Source organism: Streptomyces nanshensis, from assembly GCF_001751255.1.
GTDB lineage: Bacteria > Actinomycetota > Actinomycetes > Streptomycetales > Streptomycetaceae > Streptomyces > Streptomyces nanshensis_A.
On record NZ_LJGW01000069.1, the window covers coordinates 1 to 6512 of the forward strand.

Below are 6512 nucleotides of genomic sequence, written 5' to 3' on the forward strand. Positions count from 1 at the left end.
GATCTGCGCCGCCGGCAGCAGCCCACGGCGCCAGGCCCAGCGCGGGAAGGTGAACAGCGGCTCGTCCTGCGGCAGTTCGGCCAGCTCCCAGCGGAAGGGTCCCGCGCTGCCGCGCAGCAGCCCCGGTCCCGCCTCGACCCCGGCGGCGGCGAAGCCGGACGCGTCCGGCAGACGCTTCCACGGCACGGGGCCGAACCGCGCGTGCTCGACGGGCTGTCGGCCGCCGTCGGCGGGGAAGCGGGCGATCCAGCCGTGTGCGTAGGCGTCCGATCCGTCGGCGGGGGCGACGAGTTCGTGGTGCAGCCACAGCCCGGTGCGGGTGGCCGGGTCGGTGACGGTGGTGTACCAGACCTCCGTACGTCCCGCGGCGCCGTCCCAGCGCGGCGCGAGCTGGGCGGCCGCGTCCTCCCTGTGCGGGAAGCGGAACGAGGCGAGGAACGGCGGCAGTTGGGTGGCGAGCGGGAAGCGCAGCGTCCCCCGTCCGGCCTCCTTTTCCGCTCGCTTCTCCGCCTCCCTCCTCGCTTCGACGAGAGAGAACGGGAGCACGGTCAGCGACCTCACCGGACGCCCGGGGGAGATCGACTTCCAGCCGTCGAGGGAGTAACGGCGGCCCTGCGCCGTGAAGTCGACGCGGTAGCGGATGCGCCGCCGCGCGAGCGGGGAGATCTCCATCTCGCCGGTGGCCTGTACGTCGTCGGCCCAGCCCGCGATCCGCACTCGTCCGCGCAGCACCGCGTCGGTGGTGCGGTGGGGGAGCAGTACGGCCTCGGCCCGCACGGACAGGTCCAGCCGCATCCGCCGCGGCTCGCTCTCCCCGTCCAGCCGTACGGTCCCGGACATGACCTCGGAGAACTCGGTGCCCCGGCCGCCCATCACGCGATCCCGAGGCCGTCGAGCATGATGCGTTCGGTCGCGGAGAGATAGGCGTCCGCCGCTTCCCGTGCCGCCTTCGCGTCGCCCGCCTCCACCGCCTCGACGACGGGCGCCAGCCGGCCGTGTGCGATGTCCGGATCGCGGAACGGCCCGACGAGGTGGGCCCGTACCGGCACATAGGCGTTGAAGAGCGTGTTGGTCAGCAGGGTGTAGACCCGGTTGCCCGTGGCGCGGGCGAGCGCGCGGTGCACCTCGATGTCGGCGAGCTGTGCGTCGGCGCCGCCCTCGGCCTCGCCGACGGCGGCCAGCAGCGAGCGCAGCTCCGCGCGCTGCCCTGCGGTGGCCTTCAGCGCGGCCCGTTCGGCTATCAACGCGCCGATGCTGCGCCGCACTTCGAATATCTCGCCCAGCCAGTCGGGGCTGTGCCGCACCAGCATCGGCAGCAGGTCGGCGCCGCCGAGCCGGGCGAAGTCCCGTACGCGCGTGCCGACTCCGTGCCGGGTCTCCAGCAGGCCGGACTGCACCAGACGCCCGAAGGCGTGCTTGAGCGTGGTGCGCGTGACGCCGTAGCCCTCGGCCAGCTCCCGTTCGGGCGGCAGATAACTCCCCGCGGGATGGGACCCGGTGAGGATCTCCTCCCGCAGCTTGTTCTCCAGTACGTCGACGATCGTCTCGCGGGGGAGGGTCTCCACGGCTCGGCACCTTCCTCAGTGACTCAGTGGATGAGCCACTGAATCACGTACCGTCGCCCGCGACAAGAGGCGGACGGGGCGGGCACGACCGCGGGACGGACGGGCGAAAGACCCCGCCGGGGAGCGGTCACCTCCCCGGCGCACACCCCTGTTGGACGGCCCAACTGCCCTGCGGTTAACGTGCGTTAGCCGCCGTCGGCCGGCGCGCGGCCCGTGACCCGTCCGTACCCGAGGGAGCCCCGCCGTGCCCGAACTGACCGCCCACGAGCTGCTGACCACGACCCGGAGCGTCCGCAAGCGGCTGGATCTGGACCGGCCCGTCGAACCCGCCCTCGTACGGGAGTGCCTGGAGACGGCGCTTCAGGCGCCCAGCGGCTCCAACGCACAGCGCTGGCACTGGCTCGTCCTCACCGACCCGGAGGTGCGCCGCGAGGTCGGCGCGCTCTACCAGAGGGCCTGCCGCGCCTATCTCGACTCCCCGAACGCGGCGGGCCGGCTGTACGCGGACGACCCGGAGCGCTCCCGCGTCCAGGCCCGCGTCAACGACAGCGTGGCCTACCTCGCCGACCGCATGGGACAGGTCCCGGTGCTGGTCCTCCCGTGTCTCCAACTCCCCTCCCGGGAGCTGCCGGAGGGGAACCAGGCCGGTCTGTGGGGGTCCGTACTTCCGGCCGCCTGGAGCTACATGCTGGCGGCGCGCTCGCGCGGGCTGGGCACCGCGTGGACGACGCTGCATCTGCGGTACGAGCAGGAGGTCGCCGATGTGCTGGGCCTGCCGCCCAACGTCCGTCAGGCGGCCCTGATCCCCACCGCGTACTACACGGGCGACACCTTCAAGCCGGCCCCGCGGGCGCCGCTTTCGGAGGTGCTGCACGAGAACGGCTGGTGAGAACCGGCGAGTTGCAGACGTACGGGCGACGTATCGCGCCGACGGTACGGACGAAGTACGGGCGTACGGACGGGAGTCGGCGGACGCCCCGGGGCACGCGGGCCCCGGGGCCGTGGACGGGTCACGGACGCGGCGCGCGTCCTACGGCTTGCGCGCGAGCCCGCCGAGCGAAGTGACGTTCGCCGCCGAGTCCTTGACCGGGCCCTCGGGACGCCACTGCGGTCCCGGCACCACGCCGGGCTCGACCAGCTCCAGACCCGAGAAGTACTCCTCGACCTGCGCGGTGTTTGGGAGCCGGTAGGGCACACCGCCGTGCTCCCCGACCCGCCGCTCGGCCTCGACCAGGTCGGGGTCCGCGTCGGTGCCGGTGTACAGCGCGAGGTAACTCCCGGACGCCAGGCGGGAGGTGAGCGTTCCGATGATCGAGACCGCGTCGTCGTGCTCCAGGATGTGCCCGACGATGCCGAACATGATCAGCCCGACCGGGCGCGACAGATCGAGGGTGCGCTCCGCGCCCTCGAGGATCGCCACCGGATCGTTCGCGTCCGCGTGGATGTAGTCGGTCGCACCCTCCGGCGTGCCCGCCAGCAGCGTCCGCGCATGTGTGAGCACCAGCGGGTCGTTGTCCACGTAGACGATGCGGCACTCGGGCGCGGCCCGCTGCGCGATCTCGTGGGTGTTCGCGGCGGTGGGCAGTCCGGTGCCGACGTCGAGGAACTGACGGATGCCCACGTCGACGACGAGGTGGCGTACGACGCGGTCGAGCATGGCGCGGCTGGTACGGGCGATGTCGACGATGCCCGGGTACGCCTCACGGGCCTGTTCGCCGGCGCGTCGGTCGGCCTCGTAGTTGTCCTTGCCGCCGAGCCAGAAGTCCCACATCCGTGCCGAGTGCGGTACGTCGCTCACGACCATCGGCGTCCCGCCGCTGATGATCAACGGGGCATCGCTCCGGGCATCGCCGGTGGCCTCGGCGTCGTCGGCCATCTCCCCACGCTCCTCGCTGTGTTGACGGTCACGCCATGGTGACGATCACGCGATGCTAACCCACCGCCGGGGTACGGGAACCGGCCGGGAACGGGCGAACGCCGCACGGTCTCCACGGGCGCCGGTGCGAGTGTGTGCGCCGGAGTACGCGCCGACGCCGGATCAGCTCGCCCCGATCCGCACACGGACCGCTCCGGGTCCCACTGCACGCGCACCGGGCTGTTCTCCTTCTGCGCGCCGCTTGCGCGCGCCGCTCCTGCGCCGCCCGGTGCACGGCCGGGCCGTGGTGGCTCGGACTCGCGTGCGCCAGCGCCCGCTCGAACCCGCTACGGCTCAACTCGACGGCCGGGACCCGTTCCTGGCCGGGCGTACCGCCCAGCCGGGCGGTACATCGTCCCTGATCCGTCGCGGCCCCTGGGGACGTCTGTGGGCTGACGACCCAGCAGTCTTGGCCGACTGGCGCATCGTCTGTACGGGCCGCCGCCGTGGGTTAACTCGGAGTAACAGTTGCGGGCGCTGTCTTGACCCGTGCTTGCCGGGGTTCGTAGCGTGCCCGCCGTGTTTCGCAATAATGACGCCCCTTCATTATAGTGATGAAGCGGGTTCTGACCGCCAGTTGACTGAGACGGGGGAGGTCAGGCGTGAGGCGGCTGAGCCGATGGGCAGGCACCGCGCTTGTACTCGTACGGGCCCTGTTCGGTGCCGGCTCGCCCGGCACCGAAGCGGACGACGCTGCCCGCGCAGGCGGCGACCGAGCAGACGCAGGCCCCACAGGCGATCGTCGCGAAGCTCGCCCCGCGGCAGCTCGTTCAACTCGGCGCGTACGGCAGGCTTCTGGCGACGTCCATCGCGCGGATCGCCGCGAGCAGCGCCGCCAGCCAGCCGCTCAGCGTGGACGACGTCGTGGGCACGGCGAAGGGCCGCGGAATGGTGGGTGCCGCCTCCTTCTCCCTGCTCGCCCCGACCACCAAGAACGGCGCGAAGGTATTCAGCGCCCTTCCGGACGGATTGCGCACGCCGGAGCTCGCGAAGGTGCTGCACATGTTCACCGGCTTCGGCGGGACGCCGAACAGCGTCGACAAGTTCAAGATCATGCCCCTGGCCCGGCAGATCGCGATCATCACGGCGGGTCAGGCCGGGCGGAGTTCGTCGGGTACGTCGGCGCCTCAGTCCGAGGAATCGCGATTGTAGGTCCGGTGGACCCTGCATCCGGCACGAATCCGCTTCGTCGTCGAGGCGTGCCGTGCCAGTGGGCTGCGCCGGCAGCGGAACGGACGGCCAGCCCACGACAACCACATTGCATGGCTCCTCTAACTCCACAGGGCAGCAAGTCGGTAAACCGGCGCCGAATGCGCGTCGACAGAGGAAAGGAAGACGAATGGCAGGACGACATCGTCGCCCAAGAGCGGCATTGAATCGTAAGTTGCCGGCATCCACGGCTCTGCGCAGTGGATTCGTCGTCGCGGGTGCGGTTGTCGCGAGTGTCGTGGCGGCCGGAACAGCATCCGCAGACGACACCGGGCCCGGACCTGACTCAAGCGCGAGTGCGCCAGGGCCTGCGAACGATGCGCCCGATCCCGGGCCTGGCGGTCCCCCTCCGGGTCCCGCGAACGACGGTCCTTCGGCTCCGGGTTCCGTGAATGGTGCGCCTGATCCTGGGCCTGCGGGTGCGCCTCCGGGGCCTGCGAATGACGGTCCGGCTCCGGGCCCTGCGAATGATGCTCCGGCTCCGGGTCCTGCGAATGATGCGCCCGATCCTGGGCCTGCGGGTCCGCCTCCCGGTCCCGCGAACGACGGTGCTCCGGGTCCGGGTTCCGTGAATGATGCGCCTGATCCTGGGCCTGCGGGTGCGCCTCCGGGTCCCGCGAATGACGGTGCTCCGGCTCCGGGTCCCGCGAATGATGTGCCCGATCCTGGGCCTGCGGGTGCGCCTCCCGGTCCCGTGAATGACGGTGCTCCGGCTCCGGGTTCCGTGAATGGTGCGCCTGATCCTGGGCCTGCGGGTGCGCCTCCGGGTCCCGCGAACGATAGTCCTCCGGCTCCGGGTCCCGCGAATGATGCGCCCGATCCTGGGCCTGCGGGTCCGCCTCCCGGCCCCGCGAACGACGATCCTCCGGTTCCGGCACCGGCACCGGCACCGGCACCGGAACCCGTGAACGACGCTCCGGCTCCGCCGCCGACCGCCGGTCCTCCGGCACCGGCGCCTGCGGATCCTCCGCTGGGACAGGCTCCGGCTCCGGCGCCTGCTGGTCTTCCCGCTCCCGCTCCCGCTCCCGCTCCCGGGCCCGCTGATCCGCCGCCTCCACCGCCGCCCGGGGCACCCGCCCCACCGCCGGCGGAGCCCCCGGTGCGCAGCGACGACACGTGGACGATCGCCGTGGGCGGTGCCGGCGACCAGCAGGGAAGGGTCTTCACGGACGCCAACGCCGCAGCCGTGGACCAGCCCGTCGGCTACTCGGCAGCGCTCTTCGGAGTGAGTACCCGGCAGGGCGTGGACGAGCTGAACCGGCTGGTCCAGGAGCACCGTGCGGCGAACCCGGGCCAGCACATCAAGGTCGTCGGCTACTCACAGGGCGCGGCCGTCGTCCACACCTGGACGTCGGAGAACGCCGGGACGATCGACAACGTCAACTCCGTGCTCATCGCCGACCCGAAGCGCCAGGGCGGCCCCGACACCGGCACGGACGGCCTCTCCGGACAGCCGCTCGGGCAGATTGCGGGTCCGCCCACCTCGGGCGTGGACCAGAACTTCGGCAACATCCCCACCACATCGGTCTGCACCGGCGACGTGATCTGTGACAGCAGTGCGCCGTCTGGCTGGGGCGGGTACCTCAACGGCGACCACGGCAACTACTCGTTCAACGCCGACGACTACGCCGACAACGGCAACGGGCAGTGGTTCAACGGCCAGTACAGGCCGTGGTGAACGCACGCCACTGCTGAGAACAGCCGGCCCGGTCATGCATGGCATGACCGGGCCGGTCTCAACTCGACGCCGGCCGAGGTCCGTTGCCGGATACGGGATCCTTGCCCTCCGCCCCCGTACCGGCCAATCGCATGTCGGCGGGGGC

5 protein-coding genes and 1 pseudogene are annotated in these 6512 nt (G+C 71.7%); 3 read left to right on the plus strand and 3 right to left on the minus strand.

The window, feature by feature from the left end; genetic code table 11:
* Nucleotides 1-873: pseudogene (locus AN218_RS03515) on the minus strand (hypothetical protein); the annotation flags it as partial.
* The gene (locus tag AN218_RS03520) at nt 873-1565 is read right to left on the minus strand and encodes a FadR/GntR family transcriptional regulator (RefSeq protein WP_070015148.1); all 693 of its coding nucleotides are present in this window, start codon (nt 1563-1565) and stop codon (nt 873-875) included. The pseudogene AN218_RS03515 and the gene AN218_RS03520, both read right to left, overlap by 1 nt.
* Before the next feature lie 244 nt (nt 1566-1809).
* Here AN218_RS03520 and AN218_RS03525 point away from each other — a divergent pair, with 244 nt between their 5' ends.
* On the plus strand, nt 1810-2454 hold the full coding sequence (locus tag AN218_RS03525) for a nitroreductase family protein (protein ID WP_216311716.1): 645 nt from the start codon (nt 1810-1812) through the stop codon (nt 2452-2454).
* Nucleotides 2455-2595: 141 nt separating this feature from the next.
* Here AN218_RS03525 and AN218_RS03530 read toward each other — a convergent pair whose 3' ends face one another.
* Nucleotides 2596-3441 carry an SAM-dependent methyltransferase gene (locus AN218_RS03530; protein WP_079131782.1) on the minus strand — a complete coding sequence of 282 codons (846 nt, stop codon included), beginning with the start codon at nt 3439-3441 and terminating at the stop codon, nt 2596-2598.
* A gap of 699 nt (nt 3442-4140) precedes the next feature.
* Between AN218_RS03530 and AN218_RS03535 the strand changes: the two genes are divergently transcribed.
* Together AN218_RS03535 and AN218_RS35190 are read left to right on the plus strand one after the other, a co-directional pair.
* Nucleotides 4141-4632: a hypothetical protein gene (locus tag AN218_RS03535; protein ID WP_141747424.1), complete on the plus strand. Its 492-nt coding sequence runs from the start codon at nt 4141-4143 to the stop codon at nt 4630-4632.
* Nucleotides 4633-5788: 1156 nt separating this feature from the next.
* Nucleotides 5789-6367, plus strand: coding sequence for a cutinase family protein (locus AN218_RS35190; RefSeq protein ID WP_070015152.1), 579 nt, complete (start codon nt 5789-5791; stop codon nt 6365-6367).
* Nucleotides 6368-6512 lie beyond the last annotated feature (145 nt).